Origin of the sequence: Sphingobium sp. Z007 (assembly GCF_900013425.1) — a bacterium.
Lineage (GTDB): Bacteria > Pseudomonadota > Alphaproteobacteria > Sphingomonadales > Sphingomonadaceae > Sphingobium.
On the sequence record NZ_FBXK01000005.1, the window covers coordinates 3,087,666 to 3,106,791 of the forward strand.

A 19,126-nucleotide genomic window follows, 5' to 3' on the forward strand; every position below is an offset into this window, starting at 1 on the left:
ACGCAACAAAACATCCTACCGCTGCACATAAATGTCGAAACAGGCGGGAAAAGTGCGAAGTTAAGCCGGGCTCAGGCGAACACCGCTGCCTTCTTCAAATGCGCATAGGCTTCGATCACGGCCTGCAGCGCGCCTTCATGGCTGCGATCGCCGCCATTATGGTCGGGATGATAGCGGCGCAGCAACGCGGTATAGCGGGTGCGCAGCGCCTTGCGGTCGGCATCGATCTCCAGCCCCATCACCGACAGCGCCTTGCGATCTTCGCCGGACAGGAATTTGCCGTCCTGCCGCACTTGCGCGTCGGCCCGCGCCTTTGCCATCCGCTCCCTGAATTTCGCCCCGATCGCATCGAGCGGATCGACGAAATCCGCCCATTTGGGCGAGGGGCTATGCGCATTGGCGGAAAAAGCGCGCGTCTCCCGTTCCCACCCGGCATAGGGGCGCTGCGCCGCGGCGATCTCGTCCGGGGTCATGCCGGTGAAGAAATTATAGCCCTGGTTGAACGCCTTGACATGCTCCAGGCAGAACCAGCGCCAACGCGGCCCTTCGTCGCCCGGCCGGGCGCTGCCTTCGGCGGGTGGCGCGCGGAACTCGCCCGGTTCCGGGCATCCGGGCGCGGCGCAGGGGCGGTCGCCTTCCACCCGGCCATGGAAGCGGTTGAAACGACGGGTCGAGAAAGGATCGGTAGACAAGCAAGTCCTGATGCAAGTGGCGGCAAAGCAGCCTATATAGGGGACATGACCACAGACCTCAAAGGCCCCGTTGCCTCAGAAATCGAAGCACGGCTGCGCGCCGCCCTGTCACCCGACCATCTCGCCGTCATCGACGACAGCGAAACACATCGCGGCCATGCCGGTCACGACGGATCGGGCGAAAGCCATTTCACGGTGGAGGTCGTCTCGCCCCTCTTCACCGGCCAGACCCGCGTCGCCCGCCAGCGGCTGGTGAACGCCGCGCTCGCTGACCTGCTGGCGGAAAAGGTCCATGCCCTCGCCATCAAAGCGCGTGCGCCAGGCGAAGGGTGAGACTTTAGGCTTCGGCCGGACGTTCCCCTTGCGTCGCGCAGCAAGGAGTATCAATCCATGGCCTATGATTTCTGGTATTGGCCTACCGTCGCTGGGCGCGGCGAATTTGTCCGGCTGACGCTGGAGGCGTGCGGCATTGCCTATCGCGACCGCGCGCGGGAGGACGGCGCGGACGCGCTGATGGCCGACATAGCGGATCATGCGCGCGGCCCGGCCTTCGCGCCGCCCTATCTGGGCATGGATGGCATCACCGTCGCCCAGACAGCGAACATTCTGTTCTACCTTTCCGAACGGCATGATTGCGGTCCGTCCGGCATGAAGAACCGTTATTGGCTCGCGCAACTCCAACTCACCATCATGGACCTGGTGGCGGAGGCGCATGACGTCCATCATCCGATCGGCGTCGATCTCTATTATGAGGACCAGAAGCCCGAATCGCTGCGCTGCGCACATGGCTTCCGCGGCCAGCGCATTCCCAAATTTCTCGACTATTTCGAATATGCCCTCAAATCCCAAGCCGGCGACTGGCTGGCGGGCGGGCGCTGGAGCTATGCCGACCTGTCGCTGTTCCATCTGGTCGCCGGCCTGCGCTACGCCTTTCCCCTGCGCATGGCGACGTTGATGCCTGCTTATCCCCAACTGGACGCCTTGCACGACAGGGTTGTGGCCTTGCCCGAATTGCAGGACTATCTATCCAGTGACCGGCGGCTCCCCTTCAGTCAGGAGGATGTGTTCCGCCATTATCCCGAACTGGACGCCCCATGACCGCAGACGACCTCATCCTCCAGACGATCACCCCCACCAGCCACAATCTGGGCGACTTCCGGGTGCATCGCTCCCTTCCGGTCAAAGGCCGCACCATGGTCGGCCCCTTCATCTTCTTCGACCAGGCGGGACCGGCGAAGATCGGCGCGGGCCATGGCGTGGATGTCCGCCCGCATCCGCACATCAACCTCGCGACCGTCACCTACATGTATGAAGGCGCCTTCCTCCACCGCGACTCGCTCGGCACTGAACAGTTGATCGAGGCGGGCGCGGTCAACCTGATGACGGCGGGGAAGGGCATCGTTCATTCGGAACGTTCGCCCGATGCGGACCGCGTCAAGGAATCGAAACTGTCCGCGATCCAGACCTGGCTCGCCTTGCCCGACCGGGTCGAGGAGATGGACCCGGCGTTCGAGCATGTGGGCGAAGGCGGGATGCCCGTCATCGACGACGGCAATGTCCGCGCGCGCGTCATCATGGGATCGCTCTGGGGCGAAACCTCGCCGGTCACCACCTACGCCCAGACTATCTACGCCGATATCCAGCTGTCGCCGGGCGGCCGCATCGCCATCGACCCGTCCGCCGACGAGCGCGCCCTTTATGTCTCTGGCGGCGACGCCATGCTCGACGGTCTGATGCTCATACCCCAGACGCTTTACGTCCTGCGGCCAGGCACCTCCGCTACCCTGATGAGCGTCGATGGTGGTCGGGTGGTGCTGTGCGGCGGCGAAGCCTTCACCTCGCCCCGCCATGTCTGGTGGAATTTCGTGTCCTCGCGGCCTGACCGGCTGATGCAGGCGCGCGAGGATTGGGAAGCGATGCGCTTCCCGCTTATCCTCGGCGATGATCAGGAGTTCATCCCCATCCCGCAGGGCCGCCCGAAGACGGTTAGCTATCCTTGAATGAAGGGGCGGCGGGCGACGCTCGCCGCCTGTCCTACTGCACGAAGGTCAGCGACAGATTCTCGGCATTTTTGGGAATGTCGATCCGGCTTTCGTTGATCGACGCCTCTTCGCCGGGCTTCAGTCGGCTCTTGTCCGCCTTGGTGGTCCAGCTGAACACCAACCGGTTCTGCCGGTCCCGCAACTGCACCAGCACCGGCGGCACCGGCAGCGCCTGCGCGCCGCTATTCACGATCCGCGCGCCGAAGGCGAAATATTCCTCTCCGGTCGGCAGCTTGCGCCGCTCGGCGGGCTTGGACAGGTAGAAGAGCAGGTCCGGGTCGCCCTCTTCGCCGACCAGCCCCATCGACACCATCCAGGCCGGGGGTCCGAAATAGAAGAACGCGCCGCCCGCCGCCGCGACGATCAGGCAGAAGCCGATGGCGGCATAGGTCCACAGCTTGAGCGGATTGCGCCGTGGCTTGAACGGCGGCGCGGGCGCAAAGCAGTTGTCCTCGACCGCTTCGGCCGGCGCGCCGGCATAGATGTCATCGAACCGGTTATCCGCCGGGGCCGCGATCGGCGGCGCTTCGGCAGCAGACGCTTCCTCCAAAGCAGCGGGCGCAACCGCGGCCATGTCAGGATCGACGATTGGGGCAGTTGGCGGCGGGGGAGGCGGCGACGCAACGACGGGTGCTGGCGGAGGGGACGGAACCGGCACGGGTGCGGCGACCGGGGCTGGCGCCGTTTCGCGCTCCGGCAGGATCGGCGCTTCCTGAAACCAGCTATGTTTGCAGGCGGCGCACCGGACCTGGCGGCCGCTGGTGCCAACCGCACTGTCGGGCACGACATAGCGCGTCGCGCAATTGGGGCACACCAGGATCATGATGCTTCATAGGCATGGCAGGGACTCGCACGCAAGCGGTCAACGACAGCCGGTGCAAATCGACCGCGACTCGCGGCGATATGCGGCGTGGGCTTTACGGCGGGCCGCCCGCTGTGCCATGGCTGATGCTTCGAACCGCAGGGAGCGCGACGGCGCGAATTTTCAAGACATGTCGGCCATCGTCCAGTTCGAAAATGTCGGCCTGCGCTATGGTCTGGACAGCGAGACGCTCTCCGACGTCAGCTTCTCGCTCGCGGGCGGCGGCTTCTATTTTTTGACCGGCGCATCGGGCGCGGGCAAGACCTCCCTGCTCAAACTTCTCTACCTTGCCCAGCGGCCCAGCCGCGGCGTCATCCGCCTGTTTGGGGAGGATGTGGTCACATTGCCCCGCAAGCGCCTGCCCGGCTTTCGCCGCCGCATCGGCGTGGTGTTCCAGGATTTCCGGCTCGTCCCCCATCTGTCCGCCTATGACAATATCGCCCTGCCGCTGCGGGTGTCGGGGATGGAAGAGGGGGAGATCGACGCGCCGGTGGTCGAAATGCTCAGCTGGGTAGGGTTGGGCGATCGCGGCCAGGCGCGTCCCGCTACGCTGTCGGGCGGGGAGCAGCAGCGCGTCGCCATTGCCCGCGCGGTCATCGGACGCCCGGAAATATTGGTTGCAGACGAACCGACCGGCAACGTCGACGCCGACATGGCCCGTCGCCTGATGACCCTCTTCGAGGCGCTTAATCACCTGGGCACCACCATCGTCGTCGCCACCCACGACCTGCCGTTAATCGCGCAGGTGTCGGGCGCGCAGATGATGCGGCTGGACAAGGGGCGGCTCGCAGACCCGACCGGATCGCTGCGCTATCCACCCCGTCCGCCGCAGGACAAGCCATAATGGCGACCCGCGTCGATCGCAGGGCCGCCGCGGCCGCGCGCCACCGCCTGCTACCCGGCGGACGTCTGGCGGGGCCGATGCCCTGGATCATCGCGATCATGATGTTCCTGACCGTGCTCGCGGCTGCCGCCGCCCTTGGCCTGGGCGCCGCCGTCCGGTCGATGAGCGCTGATCTGGCCGGCCGCGCCAGCGTGCAGGTGGTGGAGGCTGACGGCCAGGCGCGCGGCCAACTCGCCGCGCGCACCTTGCAGGCGTTGCGCCGGGCCGATGGCGTTCTCGCCGCCGATCCGGTTGATCCGGCGAAGCTCGCCGATCAGTTACGCCCCTGGCTCGGCGATGCGGCCACCAGTGGCGACCTGCCGGTCCCGGCGCTGATCGATGTCATGCTGACGCCCGGCGAGGCCGACGCCAAGGTCGATCACCTGCGTATGCTGCTCGGCGGCCTGTCGCCCAAATTGCGGATCGAACCCCATGCCGCTTTCCTCCTGCCGCTCGCCGGGCTGCTGACGGCGCTCGGCTGGCTGGCCGCCGGGGTCGTGCTGCTGATGATCCTGGCGACCGGCGCGGTCGTGGTGTTGGCGGCGCGCGGCGCGCATGACAGCCATCGCGGCACTATCGACGTGCTGCACCTTATGGGATCTACCGATGTGCAGATCGCCCGCCTGTTCCAGCGCCGCATCGGCATCGATGCGCTGATGGGCGGGGCGCTGGGATTTTCCTTTGCGGCTCTGGTCATCCTATTGATTGGCCTGCGGCTGTCGGCGACCGGATCGGACGTCGTTGGCGCGGTCAACCTTGATGCGCGCGGCTGGCTGCTGCTGGTGGCGCTGCCGATCTTCGGCGTCGCGCTGGCGACCCTGACGGCGCGCTGGACTGTATTGCGCGCGCTGGGTCGGGCGCTGTGATCGTCCGTTTTCTGGCGATCACGCTGCTGACCTGGATGCTGGGCTTCGTGTGGTTCGCCATCTTCCTGCCCCAGCCGCTCGACGGTCGCCGGACCGACGCGATCGTCGTGCTGACCGGCGGCGCGGGCCGCATCGATCGCGGCATCGCGCTGCTGCAAAGCGGCGCGGCCAAGCGAATGCTGATCTCCGGCGTCGACCGATCGGTGCGTCCAGTCGAACTGGCGGCAGAATATAAGACGCCCGAAGCGCTGCTGAGCTGCTGCATCACGCTGGGTCGGGAGGCGATCGACACACGCTCCAACGGTCTGGAAACCGCGCGCTGGCTGGAACGGCGCGATTACAAGACCGTGCGCCTCATTACCACCGACTGGCATATGCGCCGCGCCGCGCTGGAACTGCGTCAGGCGCTGCCGGACGGCAAGGTTTCGATAGTCTATGACGCGGTGCCCAGCCGCCCCAGCCTCACCATATTGGCGCGGGAATATAATAAATATCTGCTTCGTCGCATCGCCGCGCTGATCGGCATCTGAAGGATATCCATGCTGACCGCGCTGCGCTCTCTCCTTTTCACGCTCGTCTTCTATGTCGGCAGCCTGTTCATCGTGCTGTCCGCGCTGCTCGCGAGCTGGTTCATGCTATCTTCGGTGCTGCCGATCGCAACTGTGTGGAGCCGCTATCATCGCTGGTGCGCCCATTGGCTGCTGGGGCAGCGGGTGCGGGTGGACGGTGAACTGCCGATTGGTCCCTATCTCTATATCATCAAACATGAATCGATGTTCGAGACGATCGACATATTATGCCTGTTCAAAAGTCCGGCGGTCGGGGCCAAGCGGGAATTGTTCGATATTCCCATCTGGGGCCGAGTCGCGCAGGTCTATGGACTGATCCCCATAGAACGCACCGCCGGGGCGAGCGCCTTGCGCACGTTGCGGGCGGCGGCGAAGGATCGCATTGCGCAGGGGCGGCCGATCTGCCTCTTCCCCGAAGGCACCCGCGTCCCCCATGGCGAGGCGCCCCCGTTGCGAGCCGGCTTTGCAGGGCTTTACAGCCTGCTTGGCCTGCCGGTCGTGCCGATCGCCATTGACAGCGGACGGGTGTCGCCGCGCGGCAAATTCCTCAAGCGGTCGGGCGTCATCACCTATAAGGTCGGCCAGATCGTGCCCGTTGGCCTCGACCGCCGGGAGGCCGAGCGGCAGGTCCATGCCGCGATCAACGCCCTGAACCCGCCATCGGCCCTGGATCAGTGAGAACGGCCGAAGTCGGGCTTGGCGTCGTCCTGGCCCTGTTCGATGATCGACCGGCGGATCGCGCGGGTGCGGGTGAAAAGGTCGAACAGGGCGTCGCCGTCATTCCAGCGGATCGCCCGCTGCAAGGCTGACAGATCCTCCGAAAAGCGCTGGAGCATTTCCAGCACCGCATCCTTGTTCGCCAGGAACACGTCGCGCCACATGGTCGGGTCGGATGCCGCGATCCGGGTGAAGTCGCGGAACCCGCCGGCCGAATATTTGATGACTTCGGACTGGGTGACATTCTCCAGGTCGCTGGCGGTGCCGACGATGGTGTAGGCGATCAGATGGGGCAGATGGCTGGTCACCGCCAGCACCAGATCATGATGCGCCGGGTCCATCGTCTCGACGTCCGCGCCGACCCGCCGCCATAGCTCCGACACGCGCTCCACCGCGGCGGGATCGGCATCGGCGGGCGGGGTGACGATGCACCAGCGGCCCTTGAACAGGGTGGCGAAGCCTGCTTCAGGCCCGCTATTTTCCGTGCCCGCGACCGGATGCGCCGGGATGATGGTCCGCCCCGGCAGGGCGGCGTTCAGTTGCGCCAGCACATCCGCCTTGCAGGAACCCACGTCGCTGACGATCGCATCGACGGGCATATCGTCGGCGATCTCCGCCGCCGCCGCGCCCATCGCGCGGACTGGCACGCACAATATGACCAGATCGGCGTCCGTCACCGAAGCGCCCGCCGTATCCGTCACATCGTCGCACAGGTCGATCCGCCGGGCGGTTTCGCGCACCGCCGGGTCGGCGTCATGGCCGGTGACGCGCACCGTCGGCATGTCCGCCCGGATCGCGCGGGCGAGCGAGGCGCCGATCAGCCCCAGGCCGATGATAGTGACGCGGGCGAATGGCAGCATCGCGTCAGGCCGATTCGGCCATGGCGCGCAGCTTGGTCGCGACCGCGCGGGTCTGCGCCTTTGTGCCGATGGTGATGCGCAGACCGTTGGGCAGGCCCTGTCCAGGCAGCCAGCGGGTAGCATAGCCTTCGTCCCACAGCCCCTTCATCGCCGCTTCCGCCGTCAGCTTGCCATCGAACAGGATCAGCAGGAAATTGGTCTTGCTGGGCACGACGCGCAGGCCGTGGTTGGACAGGGACGCGACCTCGCCCGCCAGCCATTCGCGCCACCGGGCCGTGTGCGTCCGGCTGAACGCCACCCATTCGTGATCGCCGATCGCTGCGACGGCGGCAGCCTGGCCGGCGGTCGTCACGTTGAACGGTGCTCGGATACGGTGGAGGATGTCGATCACCTCCGCGCTGGCATAGCCCCAGCCGATCCGTTCGGCCGCCAAGCCGTGAATCTTGGAGAAGGTGCGGGTGACGAAGACGTTGGATGCGTTTTTCGCCAGTTCCAGCCCGCCATCATCCTCATCCGCGTCCAGATATTCGGCATAGGCCTGGTCGAGCACGAACAGGATGTCGGGGCGCAGCCCGGCATGGAGACGGGCGATCTCTGCGCGGCTGGTCATCGTGCCGGTCGGATTATTGGGATTGGCGAGGAAGACGACCTTGGTCTTGTCCGTCACGGCAGCGAGCAGCGCATCGACGTCGGTCGCATAGTCCCTGTCCGGGGCGATCACCGGGGTCGCGCCGACGCGCCGCGCAGCGATATCGTACACGGCAAAGCCATAGCGGACATAGAGGATTTCATCGCCCGGCCCGGCATAGGCGGACGCGGCGATGTGCAGCAGTTCGTCCGATCCGGTGCCGTAGATGATCCGGTCGGGATCGAGGCCGTGGACCGCGCCGATCGCCTCGCGCAGCTTTGTCGCGCCCGGATCGGGATAGGTGGCGAGGTCCGCGGTGGCGGCGACGAGCGCCGCCCGCGCGGCGGCGCCAGTGCCCAGCGGATTTTCATTGGCCGACAGCTTGATGAGCGGGCGGCCGTCATCGGTGGCGGACTTGCCCGGCACATAAGCGGAGATGCCGAGAATCCAGTCCTTGGGCGCAGGTTTTGTAGCGGTCTGTGTCATGGAGCGCGGCTTTAGCGCCTTCCGCGCCAAAGGCAAAGTGGCAGGCGATATCGCGGTTTCGGCGCGATGACCGAAGTTCACACCGTCGCCGGGCTTTTCGGGCGAAAAGCTATCGCGAAGCCTCTGCGAAGCCTCGCATGAGCCTCGCCCAGGTAACAGATGGGTCACACCGGCGCGCCTGTTGCGCGCCTGTGATGCGACAGTGGTGCGCCTTAGGAGTAAGGGCGCGGCGGCAGGGTGTGCGTCGGGGCGGACAGACGGCTCCATCTATCAGGATAGATCAGAGATTATCCTACATTGGAAGCCTGTTGGATGAGTGTAATGGGGCTATAAGCGGCTGGCCTGGAGTCGACCGAAGTCGGTCCTTCGTTCGGCATAATTAGCGCAGCCCTTCCGCATCACGCCCGGTCCTGTTAAATTCGCGTTGATGGGCTTAGGTATGATCATCTTCGCAATATGGGGCATGGTTGTTTTCTGGCTCGTCTTGAGACAGCGAATGGTGATTTGGACGGCAGCGTCGGTGCTACCGACCCTCGCTGTTGCCGCAGGATATTATTTCGACATTCACGGCGGGAGGGATGATGAATTTGGAACTCGTCCTCTCACGCAAATTCTATTTCTCGGAATGTGCTTTGTGATCGCGAGCAGCGGAATATTGAGCATGGTGCTTCCACGCCGAGCTTAAGGTCGGCCAACGACCATTTGTGGCCTTCAGAATAGGCTGTGCCAATGCTTGGAAGCAGTGATTTCTTTTTTCGTCACCCCAGCGAAGGCTGGGGTCTCAGGCGGTCAAAGGATGGCGCCTGACATATCGCGCCAATTGGGATTGCTCTCTTCCACAAGCCGGATTTTCCATTCGCGCTTCCAGGCTTTGAGTGCCTTCTCGCGGGCAATGGCGAGCGTGATGTCATCATGTGGCTCCACCAGAACAAGGCGGTTCAGCCCGAACTTCTTGCAAAAAGCAGAGCCAGTGCCGTTGCGATGTTGTTCGGCGCGCGCTGCGATGTCCGCTGTGACGCCGATATAGAGAACGCCCCTGGGTTTGTTGGTCATGATATAGGTGTAGCCGCCTCGCGCCATGTCTTACCGTAGCGCACCACCACCTGAGACCCCAGCCTGCGCTGGGGTGACGGTGGATTTTATGTCCGCTCTACGGCATCTGCGCCCGTAACCGGACTGTCCCCTAACCACCCCTTTTCGCCATCCAAAGATGAGCCGACATTTCTTATTCCTCCGCCTTCTCTGCGCCTCTGCGCGAGAAATTTAATCGCGCGAAGCCGCAGAGAGCGCGGAGAAGAAGTGGAAACCTGGCCTTCGGCGGCGCTTCGAAGGACAAAGGGGCTGGCGCGAGCGTGGGTGATCCGCTTCTCCCCCATCCCCGCCGCGCCGGTTTGAGGACGCCGATCCACGGCTCCGATTGACAGCGCCCGGTCGCGGTCCTAGCGCCGCTTGTGTCATGGCCAGCGTTCCCATCAGCGAAGACAGCCGGTTCGGCCTGCGTCGTCAGGCCCGCCTGACCACCCCCCTGAACCTGTCCAGCGGCGCGCGGCTGGGGCCGGTCGATATCGCCTATGAAACCTATGGCGCGATGAATGCGGACAAGTCCAACGTCATCCTGATCTGCCATGCGCTGACCGGCGACCAATATGTGGCGTCCGACCATCCGGTCACCGGCAAGCCGGGCTGGTGGTGGCGATTGGTGGGGGCGGGCAAGCCGGTCGATCCGGCGCGCCATTTCATCGTGTGCGCCAATGTCATCGGCAGTTGCATGGGCTCATCCGGCCCGGCCAGCATTGATCCCGCCACTGGCGACGCCTATGCCATGCGCTTTCCGGTGCTGACCATCGCCGACATGGTGCGGGCGCAGGCCGCCTTGCTCGACCATCTGGGGGTGGAGCGGCTGAGCGCGGTGATCGGCGGGTCGATGGGGGGGATGCAGGCGCTGACCTGGCCCACGCTCTTCCCCGACCGGGTCGAAAGCTGCATCGTCATCGCCTCGACCGCGCGGCACAGTGCGCAGAATATCGCGTTCCACGAAGTCGGGCGGCAGGCGATCATGGCCGATCCGCAGTGGCGTGGCGGCGATTACTATGCCGACGGGCAGGTACCGAGCGCTGGCCTCGCGGTGGCGCGCATGGCGGCGCACATCACCTATCTGTCCGAAGCGGGCCTGACCGAGAAATTCGGGCGGCGGTTGCAGGGACGTGACGCCAAGACTTTCGGCTTCGACGCCGATTTCCAGGTGGAAAGCTATTTGCGCCATCAGGGGCTGAGCTTTGTCGAGCGGTTCGACGCCAACTCCTATCTCTACATCACCCGCGCCATGGACTATTACGACATTGCCGACGATCATGGCGGATCGCTGGCCAAGGCGTTCACCGCCACCAAGGCGCGCTTCTGCCTCGTCAGCTTCGATACCGACTGGCTTTATCCCACCACCGAATCGCGGATCATCGTCCATGCGCTCAACGCATCGGGCGCGCAGGCGAGCTTCGTGGAACTGTCCAGCCCGTTCGGCCATGACGCCTTCCTGCTGGAATGTCCCGAACTCAACCGGGTGGTGGACGGCTTCCTGAAGGGCGGCCGGGCATGAGCGAGACGTTGCGGCCGGACCTGGCGCTGATCGCGCGGACGGTGCGGCAGGGCGCGCGGGTGCTGGATGTGGGCTGCGGCGATGGCGCGCTGATGGCGGCATTGCGGGACAACAGCCAGGTGGATGCGCGCGGGCTGGAGATTGACGGGTCGAACGTCGCGGCCGCCGTGGGGCGTGGGCTATCGGTGGTGCAGGGGGATGCGGACACCGACCTTGGCTATTATCCCGACGCCAGTTTCGACTATGCGATCTTGAGCCAGACGTTGCAGACGACGCGGCGGCCCGACCTGGTGGTGGAGGCGTTGCTGCGCATCGCCGCCCAAGCCTTCGTGTCCTTCCCCAATTTCGCCCATTGGCGCGGCCGGATTTCGCTGCTGTGGGGCGGGCGGATGCCGGTGACGCGGCTGTTGCCCGACACCTGGTACGATACGCTCAACATCCATCATGTGACGGTCGACGATTTTCGCGCGCTGGTGAAGGAACGGGGCTGGACCATCGATGGCCAATGGTTCCTGAAGGGCGACCGGGAAACCACCCACGCGAACGCAAACCTGTTCGCCGAACATGCGGTGTTCCTGCTGCGGAAATAGCCCGCCGGACGTCAGTTGCGGCCGAACCAGCCCTTCATCCGACGGAACAGGCCGCGTTCGCTGACCGCTTCGAACATCTCCTCCGGGCCTTCCGGGTCCAGCACCTCATGGTCGGCCAACCACGCCTGCACATCGTTCAGGTCCGGGGTCACATAGGGGCGCAGCGTCCGGCCCGGCTTCTGGCGCAATTCCTCGATCCCCGCGACCAGCCCGCGTTCGGCGATCACCGCCGATACGCGCTGCGCCGGCAGGTCGAGATGCTCGGCGATCAGGTCGTCACGGATCGCCAGGATCGTCGCCTGCCGGCCGTCATTGCCGGGCAGTTGCGTGTCGATACAGATGTCGCATTCGGTGTCCAGCCGCATCGACCGGTTGTTCATGTTGGACGATCCCACGCGGATCAGCCGATCATCAACGATCAGCACCTTGGCATGGACATAGATGGGCGCGCCGCGCTGGGTGAAGGGGTGATAGATACGGAACCGGCCATGCGGGTCGCGACCCTTGAGCGCTTCGTACAGCCGCGCGCGCGCCGTATCCATCGCCTGCTGTTCCAGCCAGCCGTCGGCCTGCTCTGGATTGACGATGACGATGTCCGGCCCGTCCGCCTCGGCCAGCCGTTTGACGATCGCCTCGGCGATCCGGCGCGACGCGAAATACTGGCTTTCGGCATAGATATGCCGTTTCGCCGCGGCGATCTGGTTCAGGTAGAGCCGTTCGATCTCGATCAGTTCGTCCTGGTCGTCCATCTTCGGCGCGCTGCGGGCGATGGCGATATCGACGCCTTCGAACTGCACGGGCAGCTTGTCGGGCCAGCAATCCTGCGCGCCCTCGATCGGCTCCAGCGGATCGCCCCCTGCACCCGTCCAGCGATTGCGCGCATGGTCGCCCAGCGCCGCGGCGATCGGGCCGCTGAGCGCCGTGGTCGCATCATGCCAGGGACCATAGGGCGACCCGTCGGGATGATGTCGGCCCGGTTCCTCGTCGCGATGATGGCGCGTGTCCCACCGGTCGCCGGTCATGTCGATGCCGCCGCAAAAGGCGAAGCAATCGTCGATCACCACGATCTTTTGATGGTGCGAGGCGGCGGGCGGATGATGGCCGTCCAGCTTCACGGTGACGCGCGGATGCGCCATCCATTTCAGCGTCGTGAACAGGTTGGTCGGCCGCACCATCGACTTCATCGCGCCGACGTCCCATCGCAGCAGGAAAATTTCAAGCGTCGGCGTGCGGTCCACCAGCCAGCTGATGAAATCGCCGATCACGGCCGGTGCGCCGTCGTCCACCTCATCCTCGCGGATCAGGCTGATCGCCGCGTCGAAATCCCAGCCGATCAGCATGATGCGGCGCTGGGCCTTCATCATCGCGGCGCGTGCGTTGCGGAAATAATTGTCGGCGTCGATGATGACGCTCGCTCGCTCCGCCCGCGCGATGCGCCAGCAATCGTCCCCCGGTTGCGGCGTCATACAGCGCTGCTCCCGACTACCAGGCATCCTAGAAACATCAGCAACCCCGAAAAACGATTGGACCGGAATTTGGCGAGCGGATCGACGCCATCTTGCTTGAGCGTGGCCACTTGCCATAACAGATGCGCCGCCATCGGCAGCAGCGCGGCCAACGCCAGCAGTTGGCCCTGCACCTGCCAGATCGCGCAGGCCCATAATATCAGCGCCAGCGCGTAGCAGAGCGTTACGCCGCCCCGCACACGCCGACCCATCGACAAGGCGCTTGATCCGATGCCGATCAGCGCGTCATCCTCCCGATCCTGCAGCGCGTAGATGGTGTCATAGCCCACCACCCAGAAAATCGTTCCCGCATAAAGCAGAAGGCCGGGCAGGGTGAGGGCGCCTGTGACTTCGCTCCACCCGACCAGCACCGCCCAGGAAAAGACCAGCCCCAGCCAGACCTGCGGCCAGCCGGTGATCCGCTTCATGAAGGGATAGGCGGCCACCAGCGCCAGGCTGCCGAGCGCCACGACTTGCGCATAACGATCAAGTTGCAACAGCACGATCAGGCCGATGAGGCACAGCGCCAGCAGCCAGGCCCAGGCGACCTTTAGCGACATCGCCCCGCTCGCCAGCGGCCGGGCGGCGGTGCGCGCCACTTTACGGTCGAGGTCGCGATCGACAATGTCGTTGAACACGCAGCCCGCGCCGCGCATCGCGATGCTGCCCAGCAGCAGCCAGGCGATCAGCGGCCAGCGGGCCAGGCCGCCGCCCGCCAGCGCCACGGCCCAGGCGCCCGGCCAGAAGAGCAGCCACCAGCCGATTGGCCGGTCGAACCGCGCCAGTTGCGCCAATATGCGCGGCGTTTCCGGCAGGCGCGCCAGCAGGCCGCGCGCTTCGCTGTCGGGGACGATCGCCTGTTTAACCGTCGTCTGATTCACCGTGGCTCCGTTCGGATGAGCTTGTGGAAGCCCGCATCTTCTCTTTAGGGAAGAACGGGCCGACCACAAGCGCGGCCGAACCGGAAGAGACAAAATGACCGCAATGCCCGCCTGGCCGCCGCAAAGCGCGCCGCGACTCTATGTCGAAACCCAGTTGGGGGAGGGGGTCGTGGTGCCGATCGACGGCAATCCGGCCCATTATCTGATCAGCGTGATGCGGGTGAAGCCCGATGATATCGTCCTGCTGTTTGATGGCCGGTCGGGCGAATGGGCGGCGCGCGCCCGCAATATCCGTAAGCGCGATCTGGTGCTGGACTGCGTGGCGCAGACCAAGCCGCCCGAACATGTGCCCGATTTCTGGCTCTGCTGTGCCCCGATCAAGAAGGGGCGGATCGACCTGATCGCCGAAAAAGCGTGTGAGCTGGGCGTCGCCCGGCTCCAGCCGGTGCTCACCCGCCGCGCGGTGGTGGACAAGCTGAACCTCGATCGGCTGCACAGCCATCTGGTCGAGGCGGCCGAACAATGCGGCCGGACCGCGCTGCCCGATCTTGCCGACATGGTGAAGCTCGACGCCTTGCTCAAAAGCTGGCCGGCCGATCGCCACCTGTTTTTCGCCGACGAAACCGGCGGCAGTCCGCTGGACGCCACGCTGCGCGCGCATCCCGGTCCCGCCGCCTTTCTAGTCGGGCCGGAAGGCGGCTTTGACCCGGCCGAGCGCGATGCGATCCGCGCCACGCCGGGCGCGGTGCCGGTGTCGCTGGGTCCGCGCATCCTGCGCGCGGAAACCGCGGCGATCGCGGCCACCGCGGCCTGGATGACGATCAATGGCGACTGGAATTAGTTTCATTCCGCTATTGGATTGCCGCCATCATAGGCAGGCCCTATGTGGTGATCGCCCGTCTTTGTTTGACGGGCCAAGGGGAAGCAGTAAGGGCGGGGCATGAGCACTAGAACCGACTCCGGGGATCATGATCCCGTCATCGAAAACCGCGACCAGTTGATCGCGGCCTTTTCCAAGGGCGAAAAGCCCAAGGACCGTTGGCGGATCGGGACCGAGCACGAGAAATTCGTTTATAATCGCCGCGATCACCATGCCCCGTCCTATGAGGAAAAGGGTGGCATCCACACGCTGCTGATCGGCCTGACCCGCTATGGCTGGAACCCGGTGTTCGAGGGCGACAATATCATCGCCCTGTCCGGCGCCGACGGCACGATCAGCCTGGAACCGGCGGGCCAGCTGGAACTGTCGGGCGCGCCACTGGAAAACCTGCACCAGACCTGCGCCGAAACCGGGCGGCATCTGGAGCAGGTGAAATATGTCGGCGATATGCTGGGCCTGGGCTTTCTGGGCCTGGGCATGTGGCCGGACAAGACCCGCGCCGAATTGCCGATCATGCCCAAGGGCCGTTACGAGATCATGCTGCGGCACATGCCGCGCGTAGGGTCGATGGGTCTGGACATGATGCTGCGCACCTGCACCATCCAGACCAATCTGGACTATGGCAGCGAAGCCGACATGGCGCAGAAATTCCGCACCTCGCTGGCGCTGCAACCGCTGGCGACCGCGCTGTTCGCCAATTCGCCCTTCACCGAAGGCAAGCCCAACGGCTTCCTGTCCTATCGCAGCCATATCTGGTCGGACACCGATCCCAAGCGCACCGGGATGCTGCCCTTCGTGTTCGAAGATGGCTTTGGCTATGAACGCTATGCCGACTATGCGCTCGATGTGCCGATGTATTTCGTCTATCGCGACGGCAAATATATCGATGCGTCGGGCCACAGCTTCCGCGACTTCCTGGACGGTAAACTCTCCGTCCTGCCCGGCGAAAAGCCCACGGAGAAGGATTGGGAGGATCACCTCTCCACCGCCTTCCCCGAAGTGCGAATGAAGAGCTTCCTGGAAATGCGCGGCGCCGATGGCGGGCCGTGGAACCGCATCTGCGCGCTACCCGCGCTATGGGTGGGCCTGCTTTACGATCAGGGCGCGCTCGACGCGGCGTGGGACGTGGTGAAGGACTGGACCATGGAGGAGCGGCAGATATTGCGCGATTCCGTGCCGAAGCTCGGCCTCAACGCGCCGATCGGCGGCGGGCGCAAGCTGCGCGACATTGCCGGGCAGGTGGTCGATATCGCCCGGTCCGGCCTGGCATCGCGCGCGCGCCTCAACGGCGTGGGCGACAATGAGACGGGTTACCTGTCCTTCCTGGACGAAGTGGTCGCGTCCGGCAAGACCAACGCCGAACGGCTGCTCGAGCGCTATCATGGCGAATGGCAGGGCGACCTCAGCAAGGTCTATGGCGAAGAGAGCTTCTGATTTAACTATTGACCAATCCGTCAATAGTCGATATAGTGCACATGGCGTTTTTTGTTTGCGTTTAATTATGAGTCGCGGTATCTGAGTTTTCAGAGGCCGAAAGTGGTTTGCTTTCGGTTCGCGAGTCCGACACTTGGATGCATACAAGTGTCGGGCGCTAGTTATTCCGCCGCCTGTGCTGTCATCGCCGTCTCACGCTTCTTCCCCGTCACCCAGGCGAAGAAGCGCGGCACTGGCGCGTTGCGCTCCATCCAGTCGCTATAGGTGCGATAGTCGGGGTCGGCCGACAGATGCTGTTCTTCGGTCTTAGCGCGCCAATAATAGACCGCATTGGTCAGCCCCAGCATCGCGCAATTGCGCACCATGTCCACCAGCGATCCGCTGACCGACAGGAAGGGCAGGGCGGAAAACCACCAGAACAGGTTTTTCGACAGATAGGCCGGGTGCCGCGTCCAGCGATAGGGGCCGTGGGTCAATATGCCGCGATGGGTGAGGTTGGAAAAGCGCAGGCCGAACGCCACCGTCGCCCAGGCATACAGGGCAGTCAGCAGCACCAGCCAGCCGCCCAGCAGCCATTGCAGCGGGACCGACCCCTGCGTCCAAACATCCCATTCCGCGCCGCCGGCATGATAATCCAGCGGCCCGCCGCCGCCCATCAGCACGAAGGGCGGGTAGCAGATTAGCGCGGCCAGCCAGCCGCTCAAGAGCGGATTGGCGGTGCGGATGTGCGAATCCAGTGGCTTGAAGGTCAGGATATAGCCCACCGTCGCCAGGCAGACGTCGATCATGAACATGACGGCGATCAGGAAGCCGGCCAACGCGATCGGATTGTCCAGCGCATCCTCGATCCGCCATTCGACCACGCTGGAAAAATTGCCGGGCACGATCGATACCATGAAGGCGAGGAAAAACCCCTTCACCGCCCAGGCGCGGGCATGGTGACCGACCTGCACCATGTCGGCCTGCCCCGCCACGCCACCGATGACCCATTGGCCGAAACTGAAACAGGCGTCCTTCGGTTCGACCAGCCGTCGGTCGATCCAGATGATATAGGGCACGGACAGGGCCAGCAGCCAGGGGGCAGCCGCCATGAACAGGTCCATCGAAAAGCGGTAATTGCCGCTCCAATACCAGCGGGCAATGCAATAGAAGATGGCGATGGCGAGCCAGGTCGCCCACAGCCCGGCGATCTTGACGATGCTGATGTCCAGCACGTCGCGCACGCTCCGCGCCGGCCCGCGCCAGTCGATCCCGGTCGATGCGTTGCGATGCACCTTATCCACGATCAGCGACCACAGCACCATCGGCAGACCGCAGGCGACCACGGCGGCAAGGCCCGCATTGGGACCGTTCATCCCATAATGACGCGCCACCAGCGTCCAGAGGCCAAGGCCCACCAGGCCGGCGATGCCGACACCATGGCTGACGGCGGATTTCGGACAGGGATCGGCATTGTTCATGCCAGTGGCTTTAGCGCAAAATGGTAAGCAAGGGGTGAACCAGCGCCTGTCGCTGATCGATCGATGGTGGGGAATGTGGTGCCCGGGGACGGAGACTGCGGCTCGGTCTGATCGGGATTTTCGGGATCGCCGTTGTTTTCCATAAAGTTGCTCCTGTCGGCGGTATGAAGACCGGGGACGGCACCGAACCACCGACATATCCGGGCTGATGATGAAGTGAGGGTGGACCGGCAGCGTCATCCCCGATCGTGGTCGCCGATGGTCAGGCGGTGATCGGTTCGGCCATCGAGACCTTGATACGATGGACCGTCGCGACGCCGACCTTGAGCTTCTTCGCGGTGGCATTGATGCTGGTGCCGCGCGAGAGTTCGCGTCGAATGCGATCGGTCTTCGCTGGATCGAGCGATGGGCGACCGCTCTTCTTGGTGCTGCGCGCGAGACCGGCCAAAATTCTCTGGCGCAAAATCGACCGTTCAAATTCGGCGAAGACCGATAGCATCGAGAACATCGCGCGCCCGGCGGGCGTCGACGTATCGAGACCTTGCGTGTGCAAATAGAGGTCGACGCCTCGATCGTTGATCTCCGCCAAGAACGCGACCAGATGCTGGAGTGATCGACCCAGACGATCCACCGACCAGCACGCGATAAGGTCGATTTCGCGGCGCGTAACCATCTTCATGAGACGATCATAGCCGGGACGCTGATCCCGCCCCTTGGCACCCGAGATGCCTTCATCGGCCAGTTCGGCGATGATGGTCCAGCCCAGTCGGTCAGCGACAGCCATGAGTTCGCGGCGCTGGTTGTCCACCGTCTGGCTGTCGGTCGAGACCCGGAGATAGAGAGCGACGCGTTTCATGACCGCTGACTCTCATATCTGGAGAATGGACTCAAGCACTTCAAATACTTCGATAATCTGCCTATCCTATGATATGGCAAGCTATGAGTTTATATCGTCTCCGTGTTGGCGATCTCGTGGTTCGCGAGACCGATATAGGCGATTGAACCAAGCGGCATGTCGGCGAGGTGATCTCGGTCCGGGCACGGATCAGATATTTCCATCCGACGCAGGATTGGCGCGACTTGTGGAACCTCCACCATGCGACGCCATATCCCTATGCGCCATTTCGGGAGGATCGTCGCTGCCGGTTGATCCGCGCAGAGGTCGACCAGTTGGATCG

General features: G+C 64.3%; 20 protein-coding genes. 11 read left to right on the top strand and 9 right to left on the bottom strand.

Annotation, left to right across the window (positions count from 1 at the left end; all coding sequences use genetic code 11):
- Positions 1–71: 71 nt before the first annotated feature.
- Positions 72–692: a J domain-containing protein gene (locus tag CEQ44_RS22935; RefSeq protein WP_088183453.1), complete on the bottom strand. Its 621-nt coding sequence runs from the start codon at positions 690–692 to the stop codon at positions 72–74.
- 45 nt (positions 693–737) lie between these two features.
- On the opposite strand from CEQ44_RS22935, the gene CEQ44_RS22940 reads away from it, so the two are divergent.
- The 3 genes from CEQ44_RS22940 to CEQ44_RS22950 are packed head-to-tail and all read left to right on the top strand — an operon-like array spanning position 738 to position 2,692.
- Entirely contained in the window at positions 738–1,025 is a 288-nt protein-coding gene (locus CEQ44_RS22940; protein WP_088183454.1) for a BolA family transcriptional regulator, read from the top strand.
- A 57-nt stretch (positions 1,026–1,082) separates the two neighbouring features.
- Entirely contained in the window at positions 1,083–1,790 is a 708-nt protein-coding gene (locus tag CEQ44_RS22945) for a glutathione S-transferase (protein ID WP_088183455.1), read from the top strand.
- Positions 1,787–2,692 carry a pirin family protein gene (locus tag CEQ44_RS22950; RefSeq protein ID WP_088183456.1) on the top strand — a complete coding sequence of 302 codons (906 nt, stop codon included), beginning with the start codon at positions 1,787–1,789 and terminating at the stop codon, positions 2,690–2,692. Before CEQ44_RS22945 ends, CEQ44_RS22950 begins: the two co-directional genes overlap by 4 nt.
- A gap of 34 nt (positions 2,693–2,726) precedes the next feature.
- Here the strand turns inward: CEQ44_RS22950 and CEQ44_RS22955 are convergent, their stop codons facing one another.
- The gene (locus CEQ44_RS22955) at positions 2,727–3,557 is read right to left on the bottom strand and encodes a zinc-ribbon domain-containing protein (RefSeq protein ID WP_088183457.1); all 831 of its coding nucleotides are present in this window, start codon (positions 3,555–3,557) and stop codon (positions 2,727–2,729) included.
- Positions 3,558–3,726: 169 nt separating this feature from the next.
- Here CEQ44_RS22955 and ftsE point away from each other — a divergent pair, with 169 nt between their 5' ends.
- The 4 genes from ftsE to CEQ44_RS22975 are packed head-to-tail and all read left to right on the top strand — an operon-like array spanning position 3,727 to position 6,592.
- On the top strand, positions 3,727–4,440 hold the full coding sequence (gene ftsE / locus CEQ44_RS22960; protein WP_088183486.1) for a cell division ATP-binding protein FtsE: 714 nt from the start codon (positions 3,727–3,729) through the stop codon (positions 4,438–4,440).
- Complete coding sequence (locus CEQ44_RS22965; protein ID WP_088183458.1) at positions 4,440–5,345, top strand: ABC transporter permease; 906 nt, start codon at positions 4,440–4,442, stop codon at positions 5,343–5,345. The genes ftsE and CEQ44_RS22965 overlap by 1 nt, the downstream gene beginning before the upstream one ends.
- Positions 5,342–5,875 carry a YdcF family protein gene (locus CEQ44_RS22970; protein ID WP_088183459.1) on the top strand — a complete coding sequence of 178 codons (534 nt, stop codon included), beginning with the start codon at positions 5,342–5,344 and terminating at the stop codon, positions 5,873–5,875. Before CEQ44_RS22965 ends, CEQ44_RS22970 begins: the two co-directional genes overlap by 4 nt.
- A 9-nt stretch (positions 5,876–5,884) precedes the next feature.
- Positions 5,885–6,592, top strand: coding sequence for a 1-acyl-sn-glycerol-3-phosphate acyltransferase (locus CEQ44_RS22975; RefSeq protein WP_088183460.1), 708 nt, complete (start codon positions 5,885–5,887; stop codon positions 6,590–6,592).
- On the opposite strand, the gene CEQ44_RS22980 is transcribed toward CEQ44_RS22975, so the two are convergent.
- From CEQ44_RS22980 to CEQ44_RS22995, 3 genes are all read right to left on the bottom strand, one after another.
- Positions 6,586–7,491, bottom strand: coding sequence for a prephenate/arogenate dehydrogenase family protein (locus CEQ44_RS22980; RefSeq protein ID WP_088183461.1), 906 nt, complete (start codon positions 7,489–7,491; stop codon positions 6,586–6,588). The two genes, CEQ44_RS22975 and CEQ44_RS22980, sit on opposite strands and share 7 nt — an antisense overlap.
- Positions 7,492–7,495: 4 nt before the next feature.
- The gene (locus CEQ44_RS22985; RefSeq protein WP_088183487.1) at positions 7,496–8,605 is read right to left on the bottom strand and encodes a histidinol-phosphate transaminase; all 1,110 of its coding nucleotides are present in this window, start codon (positions 8,603–8,605) and stop codon (positions 7,496–7,498) included.
- Between the two features lie 789 nt (positions 8,606–9,394).
- Positions 9,395–9,685 (bottom strand): GIY-YIG nuclease family protein, encoded by a 291-nt coding sequence (locus tag CEQ44_RS22995; protein ID WP_088183463.1) that lies wholly within the window; start codon positions 9,683–9,685, stop codon positions 9,395–9,397.
- 376 nt (positions 9,686–10,061) lie between these two features.
- On the opposite strand from CEQ44_RS22995, the gene CEQ44_RS23000 reads away from it, so the two are divergent.
- Both CEQ44_RS23000 and metW read left to right on the top strand, forming a co-directional pair.
- On the top strand, positions 10,062–11,198 hold the full coding sequence (locus CEQ44_RS23000) for a homoserine O-acetyltransferase (protein WP_088183464.1): 1,137 nt from the start codon (positions 10,062–10,064) through the stop codon (positions 11,196–11,198).
- Positions 11,195–11,788, top strand: a complete 594-nt coding sequence (metW, locus tag CEQ44_RS23005) for a methionine biosynthesis protein MetW (RefSeq protein ID WP_088183465.1) — start codon at positions 11,195–11,197, stop codon at positions 11,786–11,788. Before CEQ44_RS23000 ends, metW begins: the two co-directional genes overlap by 4 nt.
- A gap of 11 nt (positions 11,789–11,799) precedes the next feature.
- Here the strand turns inward: metW and CEQ44_RS23010 are convergent, their stop codons facing one another.
- Positions 11,800–13,254: a phospholipase D-like domain-containing protein gene (locus CEQ44_RS23010; RefSeq protein ID WP_088183466.1), complete on the bottom strand. Its 1,455-nt coding sequence runs from the start codon at positions 13,252–13,254 to the stop codon at positions 11,800–11,802.
- Complete coding sequence (gene ubiA, locus CEQ44_RS23015; RefSeq protein ID WP_088183467.1) at positions 13,251–14,174, bottom strand: 4-hydroxybenzoate octaprenyltransferase; 924 nt, start codon at positions 14,172–14,174, stop codon at positions 13,251–13,253. The genes CEQ44_RS23010 and ubiA overlap by 4 nt, the downstream gene beginning before the upstream one ends.
- Before the next feature lie 94 nt (positions 14,175–14,268).
- On the opposite strand from ubiA, the gene CEQ44_RS23020 reads away from it, so the two are divergent.
- Positions 14,269–15,015 carry a 16S rRNA (uracil(1498)-N(3))-methyltransferase gene (locus CEQ44_RS23020; protein ID WP_088183468.1) on the top strand — a complete coding sequence of 249 codons (747 nt, stop codon included), beginning with the start codon at positions 14,269–14,271 and terminating at the stop codon, positions 15,013–15,015.
- 99 nt (positions 15,016–15,114) lie between these two features.
- Positions 15,115–16,488, top strand: coding sequence for a glutamate--cysteine ligase (locus CEQ44_RS23025; protein ID WP_088183469.1), 1,374 nt, complete (start codon positions 15,115–15,117; stop codon positions 16,486–16,488).
- Positions 16,489–16,649: 161 nt separating this feature from the next.
- Here CEQ44_RS23025 and CEQ44_RS23030 read toward each other — a convergent pair whose 3' ends face one another.
- Complete coding sequence (locus CEQ44_RS23030; RefSeq protein ID WP_088183470.1) at positions 16,650–17,948, bottom strand: isoprenylcysteine carboxylmethyltransferase family protein; 1,299 nt, start codon at positions 17,946–17,948, stop codon at positions 16,650–16,652.
- A gap of 262 nt (positions 17,949–18,210) precedes the next feature.
- Entirely contained in the window at positions 18,211–18,804 is a 594-nt protein-coding gene (locus CEQ44_RS23035; RefSeq protein ID WP_088183471.1) for a recombinase family protein, read from the bottom strand.
- Positions 18,805–19,126 lie beyond the last annotated feature (322 nt).

Bases quoted from the DNA above. Each gene is read 5' to 3' on its own strand.
- CEQ44_RS22940 (WP_088183454.1), top strand. From the start codon at position 738: ATGACCACAGACCTCAAAGGCCCCGTTGCCTCAGAAATCGAAGCACGG.
- CEQ44_RS22945 (WP_088183455.1), top strand. From the start codon at position 1,083: ATGGCCTATGATTTCTGGTATTGGCCTACCGTCGCTGGGCGCGGCGAA.
- CEQ44_RS22950 (WP_088183456.1), top strand. From the start codon at position 1,787: ATGACCGCAGACGACCTCATCCTCCAGACGATCACCCCCACCAGCCAC.
- CEQ44_RS22955 (WP_088183457.1), bottom strand. From the start codon at position 3,557: ATGATCCTGGTGTGCCCCAATTGCGCGACGCGCTATGTCGTGCCCGAC.
- ftsE (WP_088183486.1), top strand. From the start codon at position 3,727: ATGTCGGCCATCGTCCAGTTCGAAAATGTCGGCCTGCGCTATGGTCTG.
- CEQ44_RS22965 (WP_088183458.1), top strand. From the start codon at position 4,440: ATGGCGACCCGCGTCGATCGCAGGGCCGCCGCGGCCGCGCGCCACCGC.
- CEQ44_RS22975 (WP_088183460.1), top strand. From the start codon at position 5,885: ATGCTGACCGCGCTGCGCTCTCTCCTTTTCACGCTCGTCTTCTATGTC.
- CEQ44_RS22980 (WP_088183461.1), bottom strand. From the start codon at position 7,491: ATGCTGCCATTCGCCCGCGTCACTATCATCGGCCTGGGGCTGATCGGC.
- CEQ44_RS22985 (WP_088183487.1), bottom strand. From the start codon at position 8,605: ATGACACAGACCGCTACAAAACCTGCGCCCAAGGACTGGATTCTCGGC.
- CEQ44_RS22995 (WP_088183463.1), bottom strand. From the start codon at position 9,685: ATGGCGCGAGGCGGCTACACCTATATCATGACCAACAAACCCAGGGGC.
- CEQ44_RS23000 (WP_088183464.1), top strand. From the start codon at position 10,062: ATGGCCAGCGTTCCCATCAGCGAAGACAGCCGGTTCGGCCTGCGTCGT.
- metW (WP_088183465.1), top strand. From the start codon at position 11,195: ATGAGCGAGACGTTGCGGCCGGACCTGGCGCTGATCGCGCGGACGGTG.
- CEQ44_RS23010 (WP_088183466.1), bottom strand. From the start codon at position 13,254: ATGACGCCGCAACCGGGGGACGATTGCTGGCGCATCGCGCGGGCGGAG.
- CEQ44_RS23020 (WP_088183468.1), top strand. From the start codon at position 14,269: ATGACCGCAATGCCCGCCTGGCCGCCGCAAAGCGCGCCGCGACTCTAT.
- CEQ44_RS23025 (WP_088183469.1), top strand. From the start codon at position 15,115: ATGAGCACTAGAACCGACTCCGGGGATCATGATCCCGTCATCGAAAAC.
- CEQ44_RS23030 (WP_088183470.1), bottom strand. From the start codon at position 17,948: ATGAACAATGCCGATCCCTGTCCGAAATCCGCCGTCAGCCATGGTGTC.
- CEQ44_RS23035 (WP_088183471.1), bottom strand. From the start codon at position 18,804: ATGAAACGCGTCGCTCTCTATCTCCGGGTCTCGACCGACAGCCAGACG.